General features: G+C 67.3%; 24 protein-coding genes and 1 pseudogene. 15 read left to right on the plus strand and 10 right to left on the minus strand.

Annotated features, from left to right (window positions below; genetic code table 11):
- From C468_RS01820 to C468_RS01825, 3 genes and pseudogenes are all read right to left on the minus strand, one after another.
- Window positions 1–340: pseudogene (locus tag C468_RS01820) on the minus strand (porphobilinogen synthase); the annotation flags it as partial.
- A gap of 98 nt (window positions 341–438) precedes the next feature.
- Window positions 439–603 carry a DUF6757 family protein gene (locus C468_RS18465; RefSeq protein ID WP_008005682.1) on the minus strand — a complete coding sequence of 55 codons (165 nt, stop codon included), beginning with the start codon at window positions 601–603 and terminating at the stop codon, window positions 439–441.
- A 69-nt stretch (window positions 604–672) separates the two neighbouring features.
- Complete coding sequence (locus C468_RS01825; protein ID WP_008847172.1) at window positions 673–1,479, minus strand: PHP domain-containing protein; 807 nt, start codon at window positions 1,477–1,479, stop codon at window positions 673–675.
- Between the two features lie 143 nt (window positions 1,480–1,622).
- On the opposite strand from C468_RS01825, the gene C468_RS01830 reads away from it, so the two are divergent.
- Window positions 1,623–1,907, plus strand: coding sequence for a DUF5789 family protein (locus C468_RS01830; RefSeq protein WP_008847173.1), 285 nt, complete (start codon window positions 1,623–1,625; stop codon window positions 1,905–1,907).
- A 119-nt stretch (window positions 1,908–2,026) separates the two neighbouring features.
- On the opposite strand, the gene C468_RS01835 is transcribed toward C468_RS01830, so the two are convergent.
- The gene (locus C468_RS01835) at window positions 2,027–3,073 is read right to left on the minus strand and encodes a DUF5784 family protein (protein WP_049911892.1); all 1,047 of its coding nucleotides are present in this window, start codon (window positions 3,071–3,073) and stop codon (window positions 2,027–2,029) included.
- A gap of 181 nt (window positions 3,074–3,254) precedes the next feature.
- Between C468_RS01835 and C468_RS18470 the strand changes: the two genes are divergently transcribed.
- Window positions 3,255–3,422, plus strand: coding sequence for a DUF5786 family protein (locus tag C468_RS18470; RefSeq protein WP_008005688.1), 168 nt, complete (start codon window positions 3,255–3,257; stop codon window positions 3,420–3,422).
- Window positions 3,423–3,506: 84 nt separating this feature from the next.
- On the opposite strand, the gene C468_RS01840 is transcribed toward C468_RS18470, so the two are convergent.
- Together C468_RS01840 and C468_RS01845 are read right to left on the minus strand one after the other, a co-directional pair.
- Window positions 3,507–4,175 carry a DUF7530 family protein gene (locus tag C468_RS01840; protein ID WP_008847175.1) on the minus strand — a complete coding sequence of 223 codons (669 nt, stop codon included), beginning with the start codon at window positions 4,173–4,175 and terminating at the stop codon, window positions 3,507–3,509.
- Window positions 4,172–5,107: an NAD(P)H-binding protein gene (locus C468_RS01845; protein ID WP_008847176.1), complete on the minus strand. Its 936-nt coding sequence runs from the start codon at window positions 5,105–5,107 to the stop codon at window positions 4,172–4,174. Before C468_RS01845 ends, C468_RS01840 begins: the two co-directional genes overlap by 4 nt.
- A 117-nt stretch (window positions 5,108–5,224) precedes the next feature.
- Here C468_RS01845 and C468_RS01850 point away from each other — a divergent pair, with 117 nt between their 5' ends.
- The 4 genes from C468_RS01850 to C468_RS01865 all read left to right on the plus strand — a co-directional run bounded on the left by C468_RS01850 (window position 5,225) and on the right by C468_RS01865 (window position 7,982).
- The gene (locus C468_RS01850) at window positions 5,225–6,145 is read left to right on the plus strand and encodes an MBL fold metallo-hydrolase (protein WP_008847177.1); all 921 of its coding nucleotides are present in this window, start codon (window positions 5,225–5,227) and stop codon (window positions 6,143–6,145) included.
- A 94-nt stretch (window positions 6,146–6,239) separates the two neighbouring features.
- On the plus strand, window positions 6,240–6,845 hold the full coding sequence (pspAB, locus tag C468_RS01855) for a PspA-associated protein PspAB (protein ID WP_008847178.1): 606 nt from the start codon (window positions 6,240–6,242) through the stop codon (window positions 6,843–6,845).
- A 4-nt stretch (window positions 6,846–6,849) separates the two neighbouring features.
- Entirely contained in the window at window positions 6,850–7,353 is a 504-nt protein-coding gene (locus C468_RS01860) for a hypothetical protein (protein WP_008847179.1), read from the plus strand.
- Window positions 7,350–7,982 carry an IMPACT family protein gene (locus C468_RS01865; RefSeq protein WP_008847180.1) on the plus strand — a complete coding sequence of 211 codons (633 nt, stop codon included), beginning with the start codon at window positions 7,350–7,352 and terminating at the stop codon, window positions 7,980–7,982. Before C468_RS01860 ends, C468_RS01865 begins: the two co-directional genes overlap by 4 nt.
- Before the next feature lie 78 nt (window positions 7,983–8,060).
- On the opposite strand, the gene C468_RS01870 is transcribed toward C468_RS01865, so the two are convergent.
- Window positions 8,061–9,740 (minus strand): DNA-directed DNA polymerase II small subunit, encoded by a 1,680-nt coding sequence (locus tag C468_RS01870; RefSeq protein ID WP_008847181.1) that lies wholly within the window; start codon window positions 9,738–9,740, stop codon window positions 8,061–8,063.
- A 113-nt stretch (window positions 9,741–9,853) separates the two neighbouring features.
- Between C468_RS01870 and C468_RS01875 the strand changes: the two genes are divergently transcribed.
- The gene (locus tag C468_RS01875; protein ID WP_008847182.1) at window positions 9,854–11,050 is read left to right on the plus strand and encodes a Signal peptidase I-like protein; all 1,197 of its coding nucleotides are present in this window, start codon (window positions 9,854–9,856) and stop codon (window positions 11,048–11,050) included.
- A gap of 97 nt (window positions 11,051–11,147) precedes the next feature.
- Here the strand turns inward: C468_RS01875 and C468_RS01880 are convergent, their stop codons facing one another.
- On the minus strand, window positions 11,148–12,962 hold the full coding sequence (locus C468_RS01880) for an AAA family ATPase (protein WP_008847183.1): 1,815 nt from the start codon (window positions 12,960–12,962) through the stop codon (window positions 11,148–11,150).
- 1,185 nt (window positions 12,963–14,147) lie between these two features.
- On the opposite strand from C468_RS01880, the gene C468_RS01885 reads away from it, so the two are divergent.
- The 4 genes from C468_RS01885 (at window position 14,148) to C468_RS01900 (ending at window position 17,399) form a co-directional block, all read left to right on the plus strand.
- On the plus strand, window positions 14,148–14,789 hold the full coding sequence (locus tag C468_RS01885; protein WP_004047973.1) for an Era-like GTP-binding protein: 642 nt from the start codon (window positions 14,148–14,150) through the stop codon (window positions 14,787–14,789).
- Window positions 14,789–15,202, plus strand: a complete 414-nt coding sequence (locus tag C468_RS01890; protein WP_008847184.1) for a DUF2073 domain-containing protein — start codon at window positions 14,789–14,791, stop codon at window positions 15,200–15,202. The genes C468_RS01885 and C468_RS01890 overlap by 1 nt, the downstream gene beginning before the upstream one ends.
- A complete protein-coding gene (locus tag C468_RS01895; protein WP_008847185.1) occupies window positions 15,203–15,952 on the plus strand; it encodes an OapC/ArvC family zinc-ribbon domain-containing protein in 750 nt (249 codons plus the stop codon).
- A 265-nt stretch (window positions 15,953–16,217) separates the two neighbouring features.
- Entirely contained in the window at window positions 16,218–17,399 is a 1,182-nt protein-coding gene (locus tag C468_RS01900) for an aspartate kinase (RefSeq protein WP_008847186.1), read from the plus strand.
- A gap of 90 nt (window positions 17,400–17,489) precedes the next feature.
- On the opposite strand, the gene C468_RS01905 is transcribed toward C468_RS01900, so the two are convergent.
- Entirely contained in the window at window positions 17,490–17,915 is a 426-nt protein-coding gene (locus tag C468_RS01905; RefSeq protein WP_008847187.1) for a hypothetical protein, read from the minus strand.
- A 123-nt stretch (window positions 17,916–18,038) separates the two neighbouring features.
- On the opposite strand from C468_RS01905, the gene C468_RS19425 reads away from it, so the two are divergent.
- Together C468_RS19425 and C468_RS01910 are read left to right on the plus strand one after the other, a co-directional pair.
- On the plus strand, window positions 18,039–18,128 hold the full coding sequence (locus tag C468_RS19425) for a hypothetical protein (RefSeq protein ID WP_449272009.1): 90 nt from the start codon (window positions 18,039–18,041) through the stop codon (window positions 18,126–18,128).
- Window positions 18,128–18,997, plus strand: a complete 870-nt coding sequence (locus C468_RS01910) for a DUF7089 family protein (protein WP_008847188.1) — start codon at window positions 18,128–18,130, stop codon at window positions 18,995–18,997. Before C468_RS19425 ends, C468_RS01910 begins: the two co-directional genes overlap by 1 nt.
- A 15-nt stretch (window positions 18,998–19,012) precedes the next feature.
- On the opposite strand, the gene C468_RS01915 is transcribed toward C468_RS01910, so the two are convergent.
- The gene (locus C468_RS01915) at window positions 19,013–19,594 is read right to left on the minus strand and encodes a DUF7090 family protein (protein ID WP_008847189.1); all 582 of its coding nucleotides are present in this window, start codon (window positions 19,592–19,594) and stop codon (window positions 19,013–19,015) included.
- Between the two features lie 159 nt (window positions 19,595–19,753).
- Between C468_RS01915 and C468_RS01920 the strand changes: the two genes are divergently transcribed.
- Window positions 19,754–20,326 carry a magnesium transporter gene (locus C468_RS01920; protein ID WP_008847190.1) on the plus strand — a complete coding sequence of 191 codons (573 nt, stop codon included), beginning with the start codon at window positions 19,754–19,756 and terminating at the stop codon, window positions 20,324–20,326.
- A 95-nt stretch (window positions 20,327–20,421) separates the two neighbouring features.
- Window positions 20,422–20,841, plus strand: a 420-nt coding sequence (locus C468_RS01925; RefSeq protein ID WP_193788239.1) for a magnesium transporter, incomplete at its 3' end; no start/stop codon positions are given.

The raw sequence follows: 20,841 nt of genomic DNA on the forward strand, positions 1-20,841 counted from the left end.
TGATCACGTAGGCATCGGTCTCGGCGGTGATCCGCCGGATCGCTCGCTGGACGACCCCGTCCTCCGCGTACGCGCTGGTTCCCTCGGGGTCCTTCGACTCGGGGATCCCGAAGACGATGACCGCCTCGACACCCGTCTCGCGGACTTCCTCGACGCGGGCGACCGCCTCATCGACGGGGACGCGCTCGTGGCCGGGCATCGTCTCGATCGGCACGCGCTCGTCGGTCGTCGCGTCGACGAAGACGGGCGCGACGAGGTCCGAGGCCGACAGCGAGGTCTCGCTGACGAGCGGGCGGACGCCGTCGGTGCGGAGGCGCCGCGGCCGGTCCGTTGGGTGCATACCGGAGCGTTGGCTCCGGGCGGCCTTTTATGATCCGTCCGCGGCGAACCGGGTGAGGAAGAGGGGCGGGAAGAACTACTGGGTCCTCGGGCCGACGGCTACTCGGACGATTCGATGTCGATCTTGTCGCGAAGCGAGGCGAGCTCGTCGGACTCCGCGAGCTCCTCGACGCGCGCCTTGAAGTGCTCCTCGCAGAGCCCGACGACCACGCCGCTCTGCTCGGCCTCGTAGGTGGCCTCCCGTTCGCAGTAGTGACACCGCATACGCGACACTCTGTCGGCGTCGGGCTTAACCCTGTTCGTCGATCGGGACAGTCGAGAATCCCGAACTCGTTAGGTCGCGTCGGCGGCATCCGGGAGCCGCTCGCGGACCGGAGCGAACGCCTCAGCCGTGAGTCCCGCCTCGCCGAGCGTCCGCTCGTGAGCGTCGGTCCCGCCCGTCAGGAGGAGGTCGCTCTCGGCGGCGACCCGCTCGATCCGCGCGTCGTCGACCGCGCGGCCGTAGGGGTAGAAGCGCTCCACCGCGTCCAGATCGCGGGCGACGTCGAGAGCCGCGTCGACGTCGTCGTACCGGAAGGGGTGTGCGAGTCCGACGACCGCGCAGGCGTCCCGGAGCAGTTCGACGCCGCGTTCCAGTCCCGTGACGTCGCGCGCGACGTAGCAGGGGCCGTCGTTCCCGATCAGCTCGTCGAAGGCGTCGGCGTAGTCGTACGGGGCCGCCGAGTCGTCGATCGCGCGAGCGATGTGCGGGCGCCCGAGCCCGGGACGAGGCTCGACACCGAGGTCGATGTCGAGCCGGTCCTCGACCGCCCCGAGGATCGCGGCCCCTCGTCGCTCGCGGTCCGTCTGGAGCCGCTCGATCTCGGCGTCGAGCGCGTCGGTGTGGTCGACCGCGTAACCGAGGAGATCGAGCCGCTCGGAGCCGGCGTCGACGCGGAGTTCGATCCCGCGGACGACCCGAACCCCGTCGCGCTCAACGACCGGCGCGCTGATGTCGGGGTGTACGCGGTCGTGGTCGGTGACGGCGACCCAATCGAGACCGGTATCGCGGGCGACAGCGACGAGTTCGGCGGCGGTCAGCGTGCCGTCCGAGACGGTGGTGTGCGCGTGGAGGTCGGCGACGATCCGGTCCGCGTTCATGCGCCGAACTCGGCGACCCTCGTACTAAGCGGCGACGATCTCGAGGTGTGAACAGACCTCATATAAGGAAATATAAAGAGACTCTTCGGACTAAGGTTGTGCATGGACAATCATTAAGAACCATCGGCGGCTTCCAATAGTTGATGCGCTTGAACGGCGTCGACGACCGACTCGAACGGCACCAATATCCGACGACCTCGGAGGAACTGATCGCGGCCCACGGGAACGCGACCGTAGAGCTCGCCGACGGCTCCGAGCGTCTCGGAGACGTGCTGGAGCGGTTCGGCGACCAGACGTTCGACGACGCGGACGACGTGTTCACCACGCTCCGCGCGGGCGTCTGTCACCGCGGGGTCGGTCGGCGGTTCTACTCGGACCGCGACCCGACGACCAACGCCGACGACGGACCGTCGCCGGTCTCGTTCTGAGCGGGCGGTCGAAACGACCCTACTTTACCGAGCGTCCGACCTGGGAGCGACGCGTCCGTCGGGTCGAGTCCGGCGACGACGCGACTGAGGGGGATCCGTAGCGACCTCTCGGCGACCGGTCAGACCCACTCGATCGCACTCGACAGGTCGAGCGGCACCGACCCCTTTCGGTACCCTTCGACGCGTCCGCTCGGGCGCGCGCGGAGGACGACGGCGGGCCGGTGTCTGACCTCCGGCCGGGCCTCGCGGACCGCCGCCCAGTCGTCGGCGGGGAAGGAGCTGCAGTCCACGAAGAGAGTGACGCCGCCGCCGTGTGCCTCCAGCTGGCCGCTCGTCTTCGTCTCCGCCGTGTCGCGGACCGCGGCGACGGGATCGTTCGCGGAGCGCCCGGAGACGGGTTGCGGACGCGTCACCTCGACCAGCGAGGCGGCCCCGGTGTCCGGATCCGTCGCGCGGTAGTCGAGCGAGTGACCGGTCGTCACCTCGATCTCGGGCGTCACCTCGTAGCCGGCCTCGGTCAGGATCCGGGCCGCCGTGAACTCCGCGATCGCGGCGCTCATCCGGACCAGATCGAGCGACGCCGAGGTCCCGAGCTTCCCGGCCATCGTCTCGCGGTAGTCGTCGAGCGTCCCCGGGCGGAGCGTCTCCTCGACGAACTCCGTGCCCTCTTCGCGGGTCGCGTCGGGGAACCCGGCCGCGTGGTCGCGGAAGAACGCCCTGGTCGTCGCCGCACCGTCCTTCGAGCAGAACACCGGGAGGAAGAACCACGAGACGTGCGGGTACGCCGCGAGCCACGGCTCGTCGTCGTGGAGCCCCGCGAGCAGTTCCCGCTGGACCCACCGGGCCACCGGGTAAGGGACCTCGTCGAACCCGTACTTGTCCGTCCGCCAGAGCTCGCTCGGCGTCTCCGTGTTGCCGACCCAGTACCCGACCGGCCCGCCGTCCGCCCCGTCCGGAGGGTCGTCGTCGCCGTCCGTCCAGCAGAACAGCGCGAAGGAGCCGTCGTCCATGTCGAACCGCCGGGCCTCGTAGCCGGGTGGCGGAGCGAACCACGGGTCGCCCGCGGTCGCCCCGAGGTTGCCGTCGAGGGGGCGTTCGAGCTGCGAGCGCACGCGGTCCGCGCTCCAGCGGCCGGGCGCGCGCCTGAATCGGATCGGTTGTGCCACGGCGGTGCTTCCACGCGCCGGGGTTAATCGGTTCCGGTGGTCGGAACCCACCACCTGGACCGCCTTCGACCCTGCTCTTCGATCGGTCTCGCCGTTCGGTCCGGGGTAGAAATTTCGAAAATGCGATAGTTCACCGACACATATATTACTGACAGTTTCAAAGTGAGAGTGTACCATGTCAATGGGTGCCTATGACGAGGCTGAACACGAGCGTCGCGAGAAGAAGACCAGCGAAGTCGACGCCGATTTCGACGCCGAGCGGCCGGAGTACTCCGGATCGCTCACGTACGACTCCGGCGACTCCACGGAGGCACTCCTCGACAAGTTCCAGGAGCTACAGGGCGAGTGACTCGGCGGTTCGCGACTTCCTCTTCGTTCGGTCACTTCCGCGAGTCGGACCGATAACCGTCGCTGAGCCGCGCCGGTGCCGGCCTCAAGACAGCGCGATCGCCGCGGAACAGACGACCGCGACCGCGAGGACGTGTCCGACGACCGCTCCGAGCAACAGGGGCTCGTCGAGCAGGAAGGGGACGAGCGCCAGTTGGATCACCGAGAAGCCGATGTTCTCCGCGTCGAGTCGCCTGACGCGCGAGGTCGCCGCCGGCGGGAGGTCCACGTGGACCGCGCGCCACAGCGCGACGACCGCGCTCCACCACGAGGTGCCGATCCGGTAGGTGAGGTCCCAGAGGATCAACAGCGTGAGGTAGACGACCGGAATCGGCGGGTCCGAACCGAACAGCCGCTCGATCAGGGCGCCGTCCCACGCGATCATGTACGTGACCAGGGCGATGAACGCGAGCACGCCGAGGACGATCTCGATGCTCGACCCGAACAGCAGCCGCTTGTGCGACGCCGGCGTCGGGAGCCGACGGTTGATCGCCCCCAGCCGATGCATCTCGACGCTGCCGACGGCCGCCACCGCGACGGCGACGGTCCCGGCGAGGACCGCGTCCCACAGCCCGTAGTACCAGCCGAGCGCCACCACGCCGACTTCGAACAGGACGAACTGGATCGCGACCGCGAGCGTCCGGGAGAGGCCGAGTCCGGGGATCCCGCCGACCAGGCTCTCGTACACCCACGTCTCACCGTAGTTGCGGCTCACGACCGGGTCGCCTCCGACCGAGCCCCCTCCGGCCGGTTCATCTCGTCGATCGCCCGCGCGACCGCGACTTCGAACGGCGTCTGATCGATCGGCACGAGGTCCCGGATCCGGTCGTCCTCGACGATCACGGTGTTGCGGAGCCCCTCGACGAGCGACCGGGCGAGGTAGGGGTTCACGTCGGTGACCAGCCGGAGCCACTTCGCCGACAGCTCCGGGCTCAACACGGGGACCCGGATTATCCACAGGGCGTGGCCGAGCTGTCGGCGCGTCTGCCGGAGGATCTCTCCGTACGTTAACACGTCCGGGCCGCCGATCTCGAAGGTGTCGTCGGCAGTGGCGGGCTCCTCGAACGCGCCGAGGAGATAACCGACCACGTCGTCGATCGCTATCGGCTGACAGAGCGTGTCGACCCACTTCGGCGTGGTCATCACTGGGAGCCGGCTCGCGAGCCCGTGGATCACCTCGAAGCTCGCGCTGCCGGCACCCACGATGATCGCCGCCCGCAGCGTCGTGAGCGCCGGGTCGCCCGTCCCGAGGATCCGCTCGACCTCGCGGCGGGACTTGAGGTGTTCGGAGAGGTCGTCCCGGTCCTCGCCGAGCCCGCCGAGGTAGATGACCCGATCGACTCCCGCGTCCGACGCGGTCTCGACGAAGTTCTGGGCGCAGTTCCGGTCCCGCTCCTCGTAGCCCGGACCGCCGTCCATCGAGTGGACGAGGTAGTAGGCGGCGTCGACGGGCTCACCGTCGACTTCGAACGCGGGCGGGAGAGTGTCAGGTTCGAGGAGGTCGCCCTCCACGACGTGAACGCCCGCGGGCGGATCGTACGCATCGGCGTCGCGGACGAGAGCGACCACCTCGTGACCCTTGTCGAGGAGCGCCGGGACGAGTCGGCTCCCGACGAATCCCGTGGCTCCGGTGACGAGCGCGCGCATACTCGTCTCTCGGGCGGAGCGACCATAAGGGTCCGCCACGACGCCGCGGCCCGTCACCCTCGACGCCGGTTCGCCGCGACCGATCGATAAAAGGCATCGCGCGGCAGTCGTGTCGACATGCACGCAGGCGAGTTCGAGGCGGTCCGCGGGGTCCCGGACCTGTACGTCCACGACACCGGGATGTTCGGGACCGACGAGTACGGGGCGGTGTACGTGTACGACGCCGATCGACCGATCGTGATCGACACCGGCACGGGAGCGAACCGCGAGCGGCTGTTCGAGACGCTCGACGAGATCGGGATCGACCGCGAGGGGCTGGCGTGGATCCTCCCCACGCACGCCCACCTCGACCACGCGGGCGGCGCGGGCCACCTCGCCGAGCGCTACCCGAACGCCGAGGTCCGCGTCCCCGAGAAGGGCGTCAGACACCTCGTCGATCCGGACGCGCTCGTCGCCGGCACGAAATCCGCCGTACGGGACCAGTGGCAGTACTACGACGACCCCGTCCCCGTTCCCGAGGACCGCATCGCGGGGCTCGCCGACGGCGACCGCATCGACCTCGGCGACCGAGAGCTGATCGTCCACGAGGCGCCCGGGCACGCCCCGCACCACGCGTTCTACCACGAGCCGGACGCGGACGTCGTCTTCACGGCCGACGCCGCGGGGATCTACGTCCCGGAGGTCGACACGGTCCGTCCCACCACGCCGCCGCCGCAGTTCGACCTCGACCAGTGTCTCAGGGACCTCTCGGCCATCGAGGAGATCGACCCCGAGTACGTCTGTTTCGGTCACTTCGGGCCGCGCGAGTACGAGCCGTCGCTGATCGGCGAGGCGAAGCGGGCGTACGTCGAGTGGGTCGAGGCCGTCCGGGAGAAGCGTGAGGCGCTCGCGGACGACGAGGCCGTCGTCGAGCACTTCGAGGAAGCGAGCCGGGACGTGGAGTTCTGGAACCCGGAGCGGGCCAGGGCCGACGCGAACCTGAACTCGCGCGGCGTGTTGACGTACCTCGATCGCGTCGAGGAGGAGTCCGGAGAGTAGCGTCGACGACGCGGGCGACGCGACCGTCGCGACGAGGGCCGCGGCGCCCCCGACGCAAACCCCTAAACCCCGCGTCGCCTAGCCGCCTCCATAGATGGGCATCTTCGACACGATCCGCGCCGTGCTCGGGACGAGCGCCGAGACGGACGCGACCCGCGAGGCCGACCCCGAGGACCTCTTCGGGATGTCGACGGCGTACATGACGATGGAGGCCGACCTCGGCTACGACCACTGCGGGGAGGCCGCGCTGTGCTTCTCCGGGGTCGACAGCACCCGGTTCGACGACGCCGTCGAGACGGTCGAGGCCATCCTGGAGGCCGGCGAGATCGACACCGGGACCGGATTCCACCGACACGAGGACGACCACGGCTACCAGTGGTTCGTACTGGAGGACGACGACCCGGAAGACCTCGTGACGAGCATTCACTTCGCGGCCGACCAGTTCATCGAGGAGGGGTTCGGCTCCCGCCTGCTCGCGGCCGTCTTCGGCTTCGAACGCGACGGCACCGACGCCTACTGGATCTACTCGTTCCGCCGCGGCGCGTACTACCCCTTCTCGCCGAAGGGGACGAGCGACCGGAACCAGCAGGTCGAGTTCAAGCTCCAGTCCGTCCTCGACGGGGAGCTCGGGCTCGAAGACGACGAGTCGTACTGGTACCCCCTGTGGCCCGACGTACCGGGCGACCACCCGTGGGAGTGACCCGATGAGCCGTGGGAGCGACCCGACGAGCCGTGAGAGCGGTTCGGACCGGAGGTACGCCGGACGCGACGCGCCGCGGAAACGCCTCCTGCGGGCGGTGGCCGCACAGACCGCGGCGCTGAGCGCGACCGTCCACTTCCTGTGGGCGTGGCCGCGGCTCGCCGAGCCGGCCGACGCGCGCCCGTACGTGTTCCTCCTCGGCGGGGCGTTCACCGTCGCGGTCGCGGTCGCGACGCTGCGTGCGGACGAGTACCGGCGGCTGTACGCGCTCGGCGCCGGCACGCTCGCCGCGTTCCTCGTCGGCTACGCGGGGTGGCACGGCGGCGGGACCGCGGCGGCGCTCGCGAGCGACCCGCTCGCGATCGTCGGGAAGGGCGCGGAAATCGTCGGAATCATCGCGTTCCTCGCGCTGTACCGGCTCGCGCCGCCGACGAGCGTCGTGCTCGATCGGCGGGAGGACGCCGCGAGCGACGGCGGCGCCGCGGACGACGAGGAGGCGCGCGCATGAGCGAGACGTACCTGACGGTCGGGGAGTCCGCGACGGCGACGTTCGAGGTCCAGGGGTCGGAGTTCCTCGGGCACGTCGCGCCGGCCGATACGGTTGCGGCGGCCGAGGCGTTCGTCGAGCGCGTCCGGGCCGAGTACGACGACGCGACCCACAACGTGCCGGCGTACCGGGTTCCCGCGGGCGAGGCCTCCGAACGGACGCCGGGCGGCGAGGTCATGCTCCGGGAGTACTCCTCGGACGACGGGGAGCCGACCGGCTCGGCCGGGAAGCCGGCGCTCAACGTGCTCCAGCAGCGCGAGATCCGGAACGTCGTCGCGGTGGTGACCCGCTACTACGGCGGGACGAACCTCGGCGTCGGCGGGCTCGCGCGCGCCTACTCGCGGGCGGTGAAGGACGGGGTCGACGAGGCGGGCGTGATCGAGGAGCGACCGCACCGACGGCTGGTCGTGGAGACCGCGTACGACGACTCGGGGACCGTCAGGAGCGTGATCGAATCGGCGGGCGTCGAGTTCGAGGCCGACTACGACGAGCGCGTGCGGTTCGCGCTTCGGGTCCCCGTGGCCGAGGTGGAGGAACTCGTGGAGCGGCTCAACAGCGCGACCAGCGGTCGCGTCGAGATCGATCGGTAGGGCGACGGAATCGATCAGCCGCGCGGACTGCCCTCGGTCACGAGGACTTCCGGACCGTCATGTCGAGGGTGTCCAGATTCACGAGAACTTCCGGACCGTCATGTCGAGGGTGTCCAGATCGAGGATAGGCGCGTAGCCGGCGTCAGGGTCGATGTTGACGGACTTCTGGAAGTCCGTCTGGGCCTGCCAGCAACCCGAGTTGACGGCGAGGACGTTGTGGTACTTCCCCCACCCGAGCTTGTGGACGTGGCCGGTGTGGAACACGTCGGGTACGTCCTCGATGACGAGGTAGTCGCGCTCCTCCGGCGCGACGCGGGTGTGGCCGCCGAACTGCGGCGCGACGTGGCGCTTTTTCAGGAGCTGGTACATCGCCTTGTGGGGCTCGTCGTAGCTCGCCTTCTCCTCCGGGAGCTCCGCGATCACCTCGTCGAGGGAGACGCCGTGGTACATCAGCACGTCGACGCCCTCCACGGAGACGGTGGCGGGGTTCGAGACGATCTGCGCGTCGTGGACGTCCATGATGGAGCGGATCTCGTCGTTGAACCCGGGCTGGGGCTCGGCGAGCCGGACCGCGTCGTGGTTACCCGGGATCATCACGATCTCGGTGTCGGCCGGCACCTCCTTGAGGTGCTCCGCGAACGCCTCGTACTGGTCGTAGATGTCGACGATCTCCAGCTCCTCGTCCTGACCGGGGTAGACGCCGACGCCCTCGACCATGTCGCCGGCGAGCAGCAGGTACTCCACCGGCTCGGCCTCGGGCGTGTGGAGCCAGTCGGTGAAGCTGCGCCACGCGTCCGCCATGAACTCGTCGCTGCCGACGTGGACGTCGGAGATCAGTGCGGCCTGCACGTGGCGGTCGGCGCCGCCGGTCCGGTGGGTCCGGGGGACGTCGGGGAAGTGGAGCGAGTCCGCGAAGAGGATACCGGAGTCGTCGGCGAGCGTGCCCTCGACGGCGAGACACTCGTCCATCAGGATCTCGTCGACGAGGTCGGCGAGCCCCTTGTCCTTCATGATCAGGGCGGGAAACGTCCCGGTCGTGTCCTCCAGTTCGACCAGCCAGTGGCCGGATTTCGTGGACCGGACGTCGTTGACGAGCCCGATTATCGCGGCGTCGCTCCCGCCCGGCATCTCCGCGATCGCCTCGGCGGGACGGTGGTTGACCCGACCGCGGAGCACCTTGGAGAGCCGCTCGTAGCGGTCTCGGAACGTTCGGACGAAGTCGCCGTACTCGCCCGTGCCGGTGCTCCGACCGGTCATGTCGTTGCCGATCTCCAACTCTCGCAGATCGGGGTCGTGGTGCGGGGGGGTGTCGCCGTTGCGGTCGGCGTTGCGGTCGGCGTTGCTGTCGGCGCTGCTGTCGGCGCTGCGGTCGGGACTGCGGTCGAGGCCCGAGGAAGACCCCTCTGTTTCGACTGGAGATCGGTCTTTTACGGTCCCAGAAGGCGACTCGTCGCCGGTGTGGGTTGGAGTGGATTCGTGGGTCCGTTCGTCGGCTCGGGCGGTTGCGTCGGTGTCTGAGGTTCCCGGTGTGGACTCGGAAGCTGACCGACCGGACTCGGAAGCGGACCGATCGTTCGTGACGGCGCGGACGTGGTCGGACGTGATTCGCAGGGCGTCGTCCGGGGCTCGGTCGACGACCGATTCGACGGCGGCGGCGGAGTCGGGCGCGCTCACGAGGAGGGTGACGGCTTCGCGTTCCGCGTTGTATCCGTGTCTGGCGAGCTCCTTGACGATACGGGCGTTCGACTCCAGCGGCACGACGTTCGAAACGAGAGGGCGGCTCAAAACGGTTCCGGAGCCCTCCGATCCCCCGGAACCGACGGCGGTCGGGACCCGGAAGCTTATGAGCGAAACCCGTCAAGCCGAACGTAATGGACGAAGGGGATCGGTCGGACGGAGACGACGAATCCGACCGGGAGACCGGATCGGCGGATATCGATGCCGGGAGCGGCGACCCCGACGGGGAGGATGTCGACAGTGCGGATACGGACTCCGACGGTTTGGCTGGGGACGCCCCCGGAGACGGGGCGGACCGCGACGACGGGTCGATCACCGAGGAGAGTGACGGGTGGAGTGGCGAGGTAGCCGACGACACGGAGTCTGAAACGGGGTCTCCCGGCGTCGCCGAGGCGTCGGGTGAACCCGACCGCCCCGTCGGCGGCCCGCACTCCAGCGACCGGGCCTCCGACGACCGCCCCATCGGCGACCGACGCGCTGACAGTCCGAGCGGAACGGAACGTGATCGAACCGACGCGGACCGACCCGGAGCCGAAACGGATCGGGGCCCGGACGCCTCCGGTACTGGATTCCTGTACCGGTTCCGCCACGACAGGGACGGTATCTTGATGTGGATCCGGGAGATGCTCTCCAGCGTCGCCATCGTGCTCGTGATCGGCCTGATACTGTTCGGCGTCAGCGGCGTGTGGCCGCCGATGGTCGCGGTTGAGTCCGGGAGCATGGAGCCGAACATGGAGGTCGGCGACCTCGTCTTTGTCACAGAGCCGGGGCGCCTCGCCCCCGACGCCGCGGACAACGACATCGGCGTCGTAACCCACGAAGCCGGCGAAGCCGCCGACTACCGGACGTTCGGATCGTACGGCTCGGTGGTGATCTACCGGCCGCCCGGCCGGACCGCGTCGCCGATCATCCACCGGGCGATGTTTCACGTGGAGGAGGGCGAGAACTGGTACGACCGCGCCGACGATCGGTACCACAACGCGGCCGGCTGCGGCGAGCTCACCCACTGTCCCGCACCGCACGACGGGTTCATCACGCTCGGGGACAACAACGCCGAGTACGATCAGGCGAGCGGCCTCGCCGCCCCGGTCAGGGCGGACTGGGTGACCGGGGTGGCGCGGGTCCGCGTCCCGTATCTCGGCTACGTCCGGCTCATCGCGACCGGACAGGCGGAACCGGGAGACGTGTTGGCGACGGGGGTTGCGGTCGGGACGGGATGGAGCACTCTCGACAGCGGTACCGGTGAGAGGACGCCCGTCACGATGGCTGACGCTGCCGACACGAAGCCCACCGTTTCGAGTGGAGACGCGCCCGCGAGAGCGGCCGGCTGAGAAAGCGACACGTCGACGAGGAATCGGAGGAACCGGGGAGTCGGAGATAGGGAGAAACCGGGGAGTCGGAGTCAGGGCGGACCCTTCGACAGACCCGTCAGTTGTCGAACCGGGCCTGAACGAACGGCTGCGCGTTCTCGATGTCGCCGAGGCGGGAGTCCGACAGGAGGACGGCCTCGGTCTCCTCGACGGGGACCGACAGGCCCATCTCCTTCGTGCGTCCGTAGCGGCCCTTCGAGACGACGACCGCGTTGACGATCCCAAGCATATCGAGTTCGCTGATGAGGTCTGTGACGCGGCGCTGGGTGAGCACGTCGGCGTCGATCTCCTCGCAGAGCCGCTTGTAGATGTTGAACACCTCGCCGGTGTTGATGTTGTGGACGCCGTTCTTCTCGAGGAGGATGACCGCGAACAGCACGATCTTACTTTGGGTCGGAAGGGTGCGAACGACCTCGACGACGCGATCGAGTTCGATCTTGTCCTGCGCCTGCCGGACGTGCTTCTCGGCGACGATCTCGGCCTGCGAGCGCTCGGCGAGTTCCCCCGCAGTCCGGAGCAGATCGAGCGCGCGGCGGGCGTCCCCGTGTTCCTGGGCGGCGAAGGCCGCACAGAGGGGGATCACGTCGTCGGTGAGCGCGTCCTGTTTGAACGCGATGTCGGCGCGGTGCTGGAGGATGTCGCGGAGCTGGTTCGCGTCGTACGGCGGGAAGACGATCTCCTCCTCGCCGAGGCTGGACTTGACGCGGGGGTCGAGGAAGTCGGTGAACTTCAGGTCGTTCGAGATCCCCATGATAGAGATGCGCGAGCGGTTGAGTTCGGAGTTCATCCGCGAGAGGTTATACAGCGTGTCGTCGCCGCTCTTCTCGACGAGCTTGTCGATCTCGTCGAGCATGATCACGACCACGCGCTCGTGGTAGTCGACCGCCTCGAAGAACGTCGAGTAGACGCGGTCGGTCGGCCAGCCGGTCATCGGGACCTCCTCCATCTCGTCGGCGTCGGCTTCGAGCTCCTCGATCCGCGCGTCGAGCTCCTCGACCGCGGCGAACTCGGTGTCGGCCAGAGCGGACGGGTCGTCGACGGCGGTCGAGCGGAGTTCGCGACACCGATCGAGCCGGTCCGCGATGACGGCCTGATTCTGCTCGATGAACGTGTTCGCGAGCTGTGCGAGGACGCGGTACTGCGTGTCGGTCACCTCGCAGTTGATGTACTCGACCTCGCAGGGTACGTCGTACTTCTGGGAGGTGGACTCCAGCTCTTGGGAGACGAACTTCGCGGAGGCCGTCTTCCCCGTTCCCGTCTTCCCGTAGATGAGGATGTTGGACGGCGTTTCCCCGCGCAGCGCGGAAACGAGGATCGTCGCCATCCGGTTGATCTGGTCGTTGCGGTGGGGAAGCTCGTGGGGAGTGTACGACGGACGGAGGACCTCTTTGTTCTCGAATATCGGTTCGCCGGAGAGCAGGTCGTCGAACAGGCCCTGGTTCTCGTCGTCGTCGTCGAGGACGACGCCGTCGAAGTCGACGTCGGTAGAGGAGCGGTCCCGTCCCCCGCTTCCGACGTCGATGTCAGTCGACACGTCGTCGATGCTCGTCGGATCTGGCAGCGACGAATCTCCGCTCGTCGGGTTATCGGTCGGGTCACCGCTCGTCGGGTTATCGGTCGGGTCACCGCTCGTCGGGTTATCGGTCGGGTCACCGCTCGTCGGGTTATCGGTCGTCGAATCGGACTCATCGGTTCCGGGTGCCGACCGATCGGAGCGCGACGGCGTTCCGCTCGAAGGCGGATCGTCGAGGTCAGCGCCGAGATTGTCGGGATCGTCGGCCTCGTCCACGTCGGTAGTCCCCGACCGATCCCCGGCGGTCCCGCTCTCGTCTCCCGATTCACCGGTCTGCGGTGTGTTCTCTCTTTCGTCCATTGAAACCCCCCTGTTTCAGGTGGAACCCGCCCACGCGACAACGACAGTCGTCGTGTCCCGACCTGAAACACCGACATTCGACCGCGATCGTGGTCGAATACGTCCAGTTGATGCAGTCGAACCAGATGAAGAGGGGGAACAAAAGTGTTGCTCTCTGGACCCGAAACAGACCGGGGTCGGGTGAGATCGCGGGTCCGTTGTGATCGACGACAGGGTCCAAGCGATCGAACCAACGGCGGGATACGCGGATGGAGACGAACTCGACGGGTCGGTGTCGAGCCGGCCGGTTAGGAGTTGGTTTCCGGGAATTGAGTTGAGTAGGTTCCAGATGTCAAGCGGACATACGTCAGTAAGGAACTGATAACCGACGGACGGGAAACGGAGGTGTCGCCTCCGGACGCGCACTCGGTGAGAGCCACGCAATCTGCGCACCGGTCCGGAGCTGGCCCTGGATACCACGGAGGACACCGGGTTCATTTTAGATCCGTTCGGTTACGTCCGATTGCCGCTCTCCCGATCGTCTCGATTGGCTCGTCGTTCTCTCTTGACCCCCCCACCCCTTTGTTTCGTGTGGAACTCGAATTCGAAGGGGGAGGGGGTAAGATAGCGGTATGTAACACCGGTAGTTTTATTATAATACCATAAAAACAATACCCTCGGTACTCTCTTAGATATTATTCCATCCTTACCTATAGTTAATATAAACCACAGATGGCTTCTGCTCCACCCCGATCGTTCGCCACCCCCACACCGACACCTGTCTCCAGTCGAAACAAAGGGGTGGGGGGGAGCGATAGAACAGAACGACGAAGAGAACCGAGAACGGTCCGCCAGCTTGAATCAAAACGCGTCCCCTTAGACAAGAGACCGTTCCCGACTCAAGAGACTTCGATCACGAGACTTCGATCAGGCTCGGCTGCTCCGTCTCTGGTTAGTCACTGTGTCCAGACCCTCTCCGTTATTTAAAATTATATAAATAAGGCTTAATAAACATTCGGCCGATATCACGCGTTTCAACGACTGCATGACCCGAATACCACCGGATCGGCCGTGTCTGACGCAGTTCTTAAGTGAGAGGGGCGTGGATTCTACCTTAATTCCCCGAACACACGCTGGATAACGCGGCATCGGCCGGTACCACACCGCATAGGGTGTCTGGGAGAGAACACAGGACTGGAGGTCAGGATGGGACTGCTCACGAATCTGAAAGACAGCATATCACGGGTCACAGACGGGCTGTTCGCGGCCGACGAACCCAAGCGAATCGGGATCTACGGACCGCCGAACGCCGGAAAAACGACCCTCGCGAATCGGATCGCACGCGACTGGACGGGTGACGCCGTCGGGCCGGAGAGCCACATTCCACACGAAACTCGGCGGGCGCGCCGGAAGGAGAACGTGGAGATCGAACGCAACGGGCGGAAGGTCACCATCGACATCGTCGACACGCCCGGCGTGACGACGAAGGTCGACTACAAGGAGTTCCTCGACCACGACATGGACAAAGACGACGCTGTTCGTCGCTCGCGCGAAGCGACCGAGGGCGTCGCGGAGGCGATGCACTGGCTCCGCGAGGACGTCGACGGCGTCATCTACGTGCTCGACTCCACGACCGACCCGTTCACGCAGGTGAACACGATGCTCATCGGGATCATCGAGTCGCAGGACCTCCCCGCGCTCATCCTCGCGAACAAGACGGACCTCCCCGGATCGGACGTCCAGCAGATCGCGAACGCCTTCCCGCAACACGAGACGATCCCGCTGTCCGCGCTGGAAGGCGAGAACATGGACGAAGTGTACACGAAGATCGCGGAGTACTTCGGCTAATGCCGGGCCCAACCCCAGACGTCGACGACGACGCCCCCTCCGACGACTCCGACGACGGGGTCCGGATCGACATGATAAGCGGGGCTCGGATGGACGGACTCACCGGGATGGAGAAGATCCGGCTCATCCTCGACGGGGTCCGGGACGGCAACATCGTCATTCTCGAAGAGGGGCTCTCCCCGGACGAGGAGTCGAAGCTCATCGAGGTGACGATGACCGAGATCAGTCCGGACGACTTCACCGGTATCGAGATAGAAACGTATCCGAAGGCGAAGGCGGGCGATCAGAGTTTCCTCGACAAGCTGATGGGCCGGAAGTCGACGCAGAAACTCACCGTCATCGGTCCAGCCAATCAGATCGAGACCCTACATAAAGACGAGAACCTCATCAGCACGCTCGTCTCCCGCAAGTAAATGCCACACCAGTGTACCACCTGCGGTCGGACGTTCCCCGACGGCTCCAAGGAGATGCTCTCCGGGTGCCCGGACTGCGGCGGGAACAAGTTCCAGTTCAAACCGGCCGGTGAGACGACCGACGAGCAACCGTCGTCACCCGGAGACATGCCGTCGGACGCCGGCCGTGAACCGTCCGCTGACGACCGGAAACCGTCCGCTGACGACCGGAAACCGTCCGCAGATGACCGGAAACCGTCCGCTGCCGGCAGCCACCCGTCCGCCAGCGACGACGACGGCGCCTCCGCCGCTGACGATTCCGCCTCTTCCCCGCAACCCACCGAGAGTCAGAGCTCCGATCCTCCGTCGGTGGATTCACAAGCTTCGGAATCGGAGACCGCGGACACCCAACAGTCGGACTCGGAACACGTCCGGGAGCGGACCGAAGAAGACGTCGCGCAAGCGAGTGCCCGCTCCGACGTGGTGTCGCCCGACGAACTCGATCGCGCGAGCCGAGACGTCGAGAGCGGTTCCTCCGCCACCGAATCCGGACCCGACACGCCGGCGGATCCGGAGGGCCCGCGCCCGGATATCGACGACCTCCGAGACGAGCTCAACGAGCAGTTCGAGAGCATCCGGATCGTGAGCCCAGGAAAGTACGAACTGAACCTGATGGAGCTGTACGACCGGCAGGAGTACATCATCTCGCTCCAGGAAGACGGCCGGTACGTCATCGAGATGCCCGACGCGTGGGGCATCTCCGACGAGTAGCTGCGTTCTCGCCTCTCTGACGGGTAGCCGTGCTTCTTACCTACTCGTACAACTATCAGCCGATCGAAATATCCCGAGCATCTTCTCGCTTTGCGATCGATCGGGACCTTCTGGCGACCCTTGTCGAAGAAGACACAGTTATGCGGCTTCCTCCGCTACGGGTGCGCATGTCTACCGATACCACTCTCAGTGCGGCGTCTCGTTCGCTTTCTCCTCCGGGTCGACCGAATCGACCGACTCGACCGGTCGATAGCGGGGTGGCCGTATGCGCGTAGTCGCCAAGTTCGGCGGCACGAGCCTCGGCAGCGGCGACCGGATCGAGCGCGCGGCGGACTCTGTTGCAAGCGCGGTCGCGGCGGGCCACGAGATCGCGGTCGTCGCGAGCGCGATGGGGTCGACGACCGACGACCTCCTCAACGACATCACCTTCGAGACGGACGACGCCGACCGCGCCGAGATCGTCTCGATGGGCGAGCGCACCAGCGTCCGCATGCTGAAGGCCGCGCTCTCCGTCCGGGACGTCGAAGCCGTCTTCCTCGAACCCGGTCACCCGGACTGGCCCGTCATCACGAACGAGCTCGGCGAGGTCGACGTCGAGGAGACAAAGAAGCGCGCGCGGACGATCGCCGCCGAGATGGACGGCGTTGTCCCCATCATCACCGGCTTCCTCGCGGAGGACCACGACGGGAACGTCACGACGCTCGGACGCGGCGGGTCCGACACCACTGCCGTCATGCTCGGCAACTACATGGACGCCGACGAGGTCGTGATCGTCACGGACGTGGAGGGCGTGATGACCGGCGACCCGCGGGTGGTCGAGGGGGCGCGCAACGTCGGGCGGATCACCGTCGACGAGCTTCGGAACCTCTCGTTCCGCGGCGCGGAGGTGGTGGCGCCGTCCGCGCTCTCGTACAAGGACGAGGACCTCGCCGTCCGGGTGGTCCACTACCAGCACGGCGACCTGCTCAGGGGCGGCACCCGCATCGAGGGCGAGTTCGAGAGCCTGATCGACATGCGCGAGGAGCCGCTCGCCTGTCTCACCATCGCCGGACGCGCGATCCGGAACCGCTCGGGGATCCTCTCGCAGCTCGCGAACGCGCTCCGCGAGGAAGCTATCAACATCGACGCGGTCGCGTCCGGGATGGACTCGGTCACCTTTTACGTCGACGTCGACCTCGCAGAGACGGCCGAGGCGCTGCTCCATGAGGCGGTCGTGGACGACGAGGCGCTCTCCTCGGTGACCGTTGCCGACCCGATTGCCGTCATCCGAGTGACGGGCGGCGAACTCCCGAACCAGTCCGGCGTCATCCAAGAGATCATCGCGCCCCTCGCCGAGGACGGGATCAACATCATCGACCTGATCACCAGCGCGACCTCCGTCGCGGTGTTCGTCGACTGGGACGACCGCGAGGAGGCGCTCGAAATCGTTCAGGACCGGTTCGACTGATTCCCCGGCTCACCGAACGGGCGCGTCCGACTGATTCCCCGGCTCGACGAACCGACGCAGTCCGACTTTTGCTCTCCGCGTTTCACTGCCCTACCGGTCCAAATCGGCCGAATCGATCACGTAACGCGTCGTCCGGCGTCCCTCGAACCGCGGCCCCGGCCCGGACCGCTCGAACCCGGCGTCCTCCAGGATCGCCCCGGCCCGCTCGTCGTTCGGGACCACCGCTTCGACGCTCATTCCCTCCCGTCGCGCGAACCGACGCGGCTCCTCGAACAGCCGTCGGATCACCGCCTCGTCGCCGTCGAAGTCGGTCACGTGCACGGTCTCTCCCCGCACGTCGAACGCGACGAACCCCGTGACTACGGCGTTGTCGCCATCGCCGTCGCCCTCTCCGTCCCCCGCCACCGCCACGCGGACCGATCGGTCGTGGATCATGTCGTTCACGACCCCTCGCGGCCGATCGGTCGCCGTCGCCAGGGCTTCGACGTCCGACTCAAGCGCGTCACGGATTCGCATACTACGGCTATCCGGCGTTCAGACATAAAAGCGGCGTCGACAGACGGCGCTAACGTCCCGACGTCGGCGCGCCGCTTCGCCGAAGAATATAGCTTTAAACAACCGGCGGACGCAGGATGTTTCATGAGCAAATCCACCAAGATCGTCGTTGGCACGATCGGCGTTTCGGCCGCCCTGTCGGTCCTCATCATCCTCTCGTACGTCTTCGCCTGATGTTCGCGACCCGTCCGCTCGACGACGACCTCGACGCGGTTCGTGAGGCACACGCGTCGAACTCGCCGGTACTCGACGTCGACGCGGACTTCGAGACGCTCCCCCCGGCCGCCGCGGAGGACCTCGGGCTGTTCGTCGACGGGCTCTCGCCCGCGTCCTTTCCGGTCGAGTGGCTCCCCGACGAGGTCCCCGACCTGCTCCGCAAGTACGCCGGCCAGACGTTTACCGTTGGGCTTCCCGGGGACGGGACCGTCGTCCGCACGACGCAGACCGACCCGCAGTCCGTGCTCGTCAAGCGGCGAGCGGAGGGGACGCCCGACCACTTCCTCGCGTTCCTGATCGCTGACCGGCTGGTCCAGATCGGCGTCGATCCGGCGCCGGGCTCGTTGCCTGACGGGGTGCCCGACTCCCGCCTCCCCGATAGCTTCCTCCCGTTCTTCGGCGAGCGCTATCGCGACCTCGACGCCGCGATCCGGCGTCCCGACCCCGACACGGGCGCGTCGACGACCGGAATGGGTCCCAGCGACGTCTTTCAGATCGCGACCGCACTGTTCGACGCGTGGGTCGGGCTGTACACCCGCGACGCCTTCGCGTCGTGGGACGGGACTCGCCCCCGACTGTTCGACGCGTGGCTCGACGCCGGCGACCGCCTCGAAGGGCGCCTCGGCGACCTCGCCGGCGAGGTCGCCCGGGGCGAGACGGAGTTCGCGGGCGCGACCGAGTACGCCTGCTCGGCGGTCCGTCACGGGCTCGACCTGCCCGCGCCGTTCGCGGCGCTCGACACCGCGGCGTACCGCGACCGCGGCGCTCCATACGCGGTGACGTGGGCGGAGAAGACGGTGGCGTCGATGGTCGACGCCACGGAGTAGCGCGACCGATCGACGTTACGCTACGTCGACGGACACGTTCCCGTCCCCGTCGAGCTCGATGACGCCCTCGAACAGGTCCCGGAACCGGTCGAGCGTCGCGACCTCGTGCACCTCCTCGGAGAGGTGGAAGATGCCGACCGCGTCGTGCTCGTCGAGAAGATCGAGGATATCTGCGGCCGCCTCGTACACTGCCTCGTCGTCGGCGTAGTACGCCATCTCCGTGAGAGAGTCCACGGAGACGCGTCGCTTCCCCTCGTGTTCGGTGAGGAACCGCTCCACCCGGTCGACGACGCCGTCGAGGTCGTCCGGCGCGGAGACGTAGTACACGTCGTCGGACGTGCGTCGCGAGTAGCCGCGTTCCACGGAGAGCGTGTCGAGGATGGTCGCCTTCGTCTCGTCGACGTCGTAGTACTCGAGCTTCTGCTCGACCTCGCGCGCGGTCGTTCGCGTGGAGACGACGAGGAAGGCGTCGGTGTCGGTCTTCAGGAAGTCGGTGTCGATCCGGTCGGTCTCGCCGATGCTCGGGTGAACGAGGAGGAGCCCGGTTCCGCCCGGGATCGTTTCCGGCCCGTTCTCGATGGCGAGCGAGTAGTCCATGCGATCGAACACCCGCCGGACCGACTTAACGATGCGGGCCACGGCGGTCGGTTACCGCTCGTTTTCACCAAGGCGGGCCACGGCGGTCGGTCGCCGCTCGCCTCCCCGCTGACCCGCTCCCGTCCGGTTTTTTCACCGTCGGCGTCGTTGACACGCTCGATGCCCGGACACGACACCGCTCGCGACGTCTACCGGCAGGCGCTCCCGGTGATCCTCGTCAGCCTCGTCGCAGGGCTGTTCTCCGGGACGATCCTCGGATCGGAGACGATGCGGGCCGGTATCTCGGAGGTCCCGGGCCTGCTCCTGTTGCTGCCGGCGTTCCTCGCCACTCGCGGCGGCGTCTACGGCTCGCTCGGCGCGCGGCTCTCGACCGGGCTCCACCAGGGACTCATCGAGCCCCGCTTCCGGTTGGACCGTCGCCTCGCGAACGCGATCCTCGCCTCCTTCATCAACGGGATGACGGTCTCCGTGTTCATCGCCGTGATCACGTTCCTCTGGCTCCGGCTGTTCGGCGGCGCCGGGAACCTCCTCGAACTGGTCGGGATCATGGTCGTCGCCGGCTTCCTCTCGGCGGTGCTCATGATCTCGGTGCTCATCGCCGTCATCTTCGTCGGCTACCGGCGCGGGCTCGACCCCGACAACGTGATCGGCCCCGTCGTGACGACGCTCGGTGACGTGTTCGGGATCCTCTTCCTCCTCGTCGGGATCTTCGTCGTGGGGGCGGTACTGTGAGTCCGAGCGGCTCCAGCGGCGAGCGGGGCGGCGCCCGATCCGACGGCGACGCCGAGTACGTCGACGAGTGGTCGATCCGTCGGATCGTCAGGACGATGATCCCGCTGCTGGCCGCGCTGTCGGTGCTCCAGCTCGTCTCCGGATCGGTGCTCGAAACGTACGAGGCCGTGCTCGTCAGCAACCCGGCACTCCTCGTGTTGGTCCCGGTCCAGATCGGAACGGCCGGGAATCTCGCCTCGATCACCTGCTCCCGGCTCACCACGCAGCTCTACCTCGGGACCTACGAGCTCGATCCGTCGAACCCGGACCTCCGGGCCAACGCCGGCGCCGTGTTCGCGCTGGCCGGGACCGTCTTCGGGATCGTCGGCGTCGCCGCGTGGCTCATCGGCGTCGCGCTCGGCGGTACGCTCGGGCTCGGGCGGGTGCTCCTCGTCTCGCTGGTCTCGGGGATGCTCCTCGCCGTCCTCGTCGTCGTGACGAGCGTCGCCGCCGTGGAGGTCTCCTATCGGATGGGG

Origin of the sequence: Halorubrum kocurii JCM 14978 (genome assembly GCF_000337355.1) — an archaeon.
Classification (GTDB): domain Archaea; phylum Halobacteriota; class Halobacteria; order Halobacteriales; family Haloferacaceae; genus Halorubrum; species Halorubrum kocurii.

What these genes read in the sequence shown, in the direction of transcription:
- C468_RS18465 (WP_008005682.1), bottom strand. Translation starts at nt 603, where the DNA reads ATGCGGTGTCACTACTGCGAACGGGAGGCCACCTACGAGGCCGAGCAG.
- C468_RS01825 (WP_008847172.1), bottom strand. Translation starts at nt 1,479, where the DNA reads ATGAACGCGGACCGGATCGTCGCCGACCTCCACGCGCACACCACCGTC.
- C468_RS01830 (WP_008847173.1), top strand. Translation starts at nt 1,623, where the DNA reads ATGCGCTTGAACGGCGTCGACGACCGACTCGAACGGCACCAATATCCG.
- C468_RS18470 (WP_008005688.1), top strand. Translation starts at nt 3,255, where the DNA reads ATGGGTGCCTATGACGAGGCTGAACACGAGCGTCGCGAGAAGAAGACC.
- C468_RS01845 (WP_008847176.1), bottom strand. Translation starts at nt 5,107, where the DNA reads ATGCGCGCGCTCGTCACCGGAGCCACGGGATTCGTCGGGAGCCGACTC.
- C468_RS01850 (WP_008847177.1), top strand. Translation starts at nt 5,225, where the DNA reads ATGCACGCAGGCGAGTTCGAGGCGGTCCGCGGGGTCCCGGACCTGTAC.
- pspAB (WP_008847178.1), top strand. Translation starts at nt 6,240, where the DNA reads ATGGGCATCTTCGACACGATCCGCGCCGTGCTCGGGACGAGCGCCGAG.
- C468_RS01860 (WP_008847179.1), top strand. Translation starts at nt 6,850, where the DNA reads ATGAGCCGTGGGAGCGACCCGACGAGCCGTGAGAGCGGTTCGGACCGG.
- C468_RS01865 (WP_008847180.1), top strand. Translation starts at nt 7,350, where the DNA reads ATGAGCGAGACGTACCTGACGGTCGGGGAGTCCGCGACGGCGACGTTC.
- C468_RS01875 (WP_008847182.1), top strand. Translation starts at nt 9,854, where the DNA reads ATGGACGAAGGGGATCGGTCGGACGGAGACGACGAATCCGACCGGGAG.
- C468_RS01880 (WP_008847183.1), bottom strand. Translation starts at nt 12,962, where the DNA reads ATGGACGAAAGAGAGAACACACCGCAGACCGGTGAATCGGGAGACGAG.
- C468_RS01885 (WP_004047973.1), top strand. Translation starts at nt 14,148, where the DNA reads ATGGGACTGCTCACGAATCTGAAAGACAGCATATCACGGGTCACAGAC.
- C468_RS01890 (WP_008847184.1), top strand. Translation starts at nt 14,789, where the DNA reads ATGCCGGGCCCAACCCCAGACGTCGACGACGACGCCCCCTCCGACGAC.
- C468_RS01895 (WP_008847185.1), top strand. Translation starts at nt 15,203, where the DNA reads ATGCCACACCAGTGTACCACCTGCGGTCGGACGTTCCCCGACGGCTCC.
- C468_RS01900 (WP_008847186.1), top strand. Translation starts at nt 16,218, where the DNA reads ATGCGCGTAGTCGCCAAGTTCGGCGGCACGAGCCTCGGCAGCGGCGAC.
- C468_RS01905 (WP_008847187.1), bottom strand. Translation starts at nt 17,915, where the DNA reads ATGCGAATCCGTGACGCGCTTGAGTCGGACGTCGAAGCCCTGGCGACG.
- C468_RS19425 (WP_449272009.1), top strand. Translation starts at nt 18,039, where the DNA reads ATGAGCAAATCCACCAAGATCGTCGTTGGCACGATCGGCGTTTCGGCC.
- C468_RS01910 (WP_008847188.1), top strand. Translation starts at nt 18,128, where the DNA reads ATGTTCGCGACCCGTCCGCTCGACGACGACCTCGACGCGGTTCGTGAG.
- C468_RS01915 (WP_008847189.1), bottom strand. Translation starts at nt 19,594, where the DNA reads ATGGACTACTCGCTCGCCATCGAGAACGGGCCGGAAACGATCCCGGGC.
- C468_RS01920 (WP_008847190.1), top strand. Translation starts at nt 19,754, where the DNA reads ATGCCCGGACACGACACCGCTCGCGACGTCTACCGGCAGGCGCTCCCG.